The following is a 2,721-nucleotide window of genomic DNA, read 5'->3' on the forward strand; positions in this document are numbered from 1 at the left end:
AACCGTGCCTGCCTCGACGCCCGTTACCGTCGCCCCGTCCGCACCCCTAACGTCGGCAACGCCGTCCGTCACATTCGCGTCCGCGCCGCCGCTGGCCGTAATGACATTGCCGTCCGCGACCGTCGCACCGTCTTCCGTCACGCTGTCCGTATCGGCAACCGCCGTCGGCGCGTCGTCGACGATGGCGACGGCAAAGGTCGTGCTGGCCGAATCGCCGTCAACATCCGTGACAGTGATGCTGAAATTGTCCGGGACGGTGTCGTTGTTGGGATCATAGCCGGCTGTCTGATCGGTATGAATGACCGATTCGGTGACCGTGTAATTGTATTCGATAGCACCGGTGCTCGGATTGAAGGAGACGATCGTCAGGTAACCGTACTCTCCCGGGATCTGCTGGTTGACGCTAGTGACGGTGACGCCATTGATGACGATCGACCCAATTCCATCAGGCGCGTCGATGCTGATCGTTCCAGTGCTGGACGTTTCATTGTCGGTCAGCGCTTCGCTGCCCGGAGATTGCGCCCCACCGCCGTCAAGACCGGCTTCACTGGCCGCTTCGGTCGGGGCAAGCAGTGACGTGGCCGTCACTGAAACCTGCCTGTCGACGATGGACGGGAACAGTTCGCGCCGCTCCAGGAGTCCGAACTGCAAGGCAGTCGGCGGCAGCAGTGCCGACAGATCGAACCCGTCGCCAATGCCGCCGGGGGGAACCGAGAAATCTCCGCCCGCGCTTGAGTTCGAACCGCCCGGGCCGGCCGACATGGAGCCGTCGGCGCCGAAGGCGACATCGACATGGCTGGCTTCCAGCGCCGCCAGCAGCGCGACGCGCGGCACCTCGACATCGCCGATGATGAAGGTCGGCACGTTCAGGGCGCCGTCCTTGATCACGATCACCGAACCGTCGGCCTGTTCGAGCACAAGGTTTTGGCCGTCGACCTTGATGTTGTCGATGGAGGCGTTGGCAGGAAGCCTCACCACATGGCTGGCGTCGGCCACATATTCGTGCGGCGCAGCTGCCGGCGGCGCCTTTGCTTCCGCGGGGGCTTCTGGCTTGACAGGCGCTCCGCCGACATCGACCGGCACCGGCTCGGACGCTGCCGGCGCGGGCTGCTGCGTCGAATTTGCTTGTGCGACCTGCATCTCCGCCGGCGATGCCTGATGGCCGTGTTCATTGGACACGGAATGCTCGTTCAAGGAAGCCGAAAAGCTGTCCAACTCGATATTGTTCGTCATGGCTGAAACCCCTCCGATATTTACCGGATAGAGACAGCGGACACTTCTACTTTGCAACTGCCTCCTAATCTATTTCATATATTCTGATATGCATTGCCCGGCATTTTTTACACGTGGTAAACCGCGGCAATATAACCTGATATATGTTTGTTTCTGAAGGCCTCCTTGATGGAGGGCTGGCCACCATTTTTCGGCAAATCAAAGTATAAATTTGAATAAAAATTTAAGCAAAGTGGATAAAGACAGTTGCTGGATATTTATCCACCTTCCTTTCCAATAATTTGAGACAAGATTGGTAGCGTCCACAGTCAAAGGTGGGCGTTATGAAAAAGCAAAAATCAGTTCCGGGAAAAACCCGGCTCCAGATGCTCCTGCTGGCAATCGGGCTTGTCGGCCTGGCGGGGCCGTCATTCGCGAGCGATATCGCCGCACCCGGCTGGCCTCAGGAGAAGGTCCAGACGCCACCCAGTCTCGGCGGTGTTTCGCTGGCGAGGCCTCAGCCCTGGCAGCCCGCGGGCGCTTACCGGGTCGGTATGGTCACCGGCAGCTATGGCCCAGATGTTGGCCGCGGGGATGGCTCGTCAACGGCGCGAGATGACGCCGGGATAGATCCGCTGCAGACCGCGTCGATCATTCCGGGGGTATTCGGATCGGTTGCCTTGTCCATGCGCAATTTTCCCGTCGCGGCTCGCTGGGCGCCGGTCTACCGGGCAATCGCCGCTTGTTCGGCAGGCAGCCCCTGCGAGCACAAGAGCGCGGCTTTTGCCGGCATGATCGCCGCCGCACAAGGCAAGGGATTCAGCGAGAAGCTGTCCTTCGTCAACAGCAGCGTAAATCGCCTGATCGCCTACAGGAAAGACAGCGTCGTCTACGGCAAGCTCGACTATTGGGCGAAGCCTTCGGAGATTCTCGAGCGGCGAGCAGGCGATTGCGAGGATTTTGCCATCCTCAAGATGACAGCCCTGCTGAGGGCCGGCATTCCCACGCAAAGCATGGCGCTTGTCGTCCTCCAGGATCGCAAGAGAGGCTTCTTTCACGCAGTGCTGTCGGTGAGCACAGGCAGCGGCACCTTCATTCTCGACAGCCTCAGCAACACTGTCGTGCGTGACAGCGATCTTCCGGATTACGTTCCGCTCTATTCGTTCAGCACGGACCGGGCCTGGATCCACGGTTCAAGACCGGGCGGAGCCCAGATGGCCGACATCAAGGGCGGTTTCGCAACCATCGCACCCGGCGAAGGCTTTCAGCCATAGGTTCGCCAGCATTGGCGATGCATCCAGAGCAACTCCGGTAAGTGTAACGGTGAACTGCTCTAGCCGCCGAAGACGAACGCCATCAGCAGCTCCGGCTCGAGCACCGGAGCCCGCACCGCATTCAATTGTCCCCGGTATCGACGGTCGCCCACGCCGATGACAAAACCGGTGGCCACCGGCGATTCGCCATTGGCATCGAGCCGCGCGAATATGTCGGACACATTGAGGTCCAGCG

General features: G+C 60.3%; 1 protein-coding gene and 1 pseudogene. One reads left to right on the top strand and one right to left on the bottom strand.

Annotated elements, in window-relative coordinates:
- Nucleotides 1–1,233 (bottom strand): annotated as a pseudogene (locus EN750_RS27995) (hypothetical protein); the annotation flags it as partial.
- A gap of 323 nt (nucleotides 1,234–1,556) precedes the next feature.
- Here EN750_RS27995 and EN750_RS28000 point away from each other — a divergent pair.
- Nucleotides 1,557–2,486 carry a transglutaminase-like cysteine peptidase gene (locus tag EN750_RS28000; protein ID WP_127398655.1) on the top strand — a complete coding sequence of 310 codons (930 nt, stop codon included), beginning with the start codon at nucleotides 1,557–1,559 and terminating at the stop codon, nucleotides 2,484–2,486.
- The last annotated feature ends 235 nt before the right edge of the window (nucleotides 2,487–2,721 follow it).

It is taken from the genome of Mesorhizobium sp. M7A.F.Ca.ET.027.03.2.1, from assembly GCF_003999175.1.
Taxonomy (GTDB): Bacteria; Pseudomonadota; Alphaproteobacteria; order Rhizobiales; family Rhizobiaceae; genus Mesorhizobium.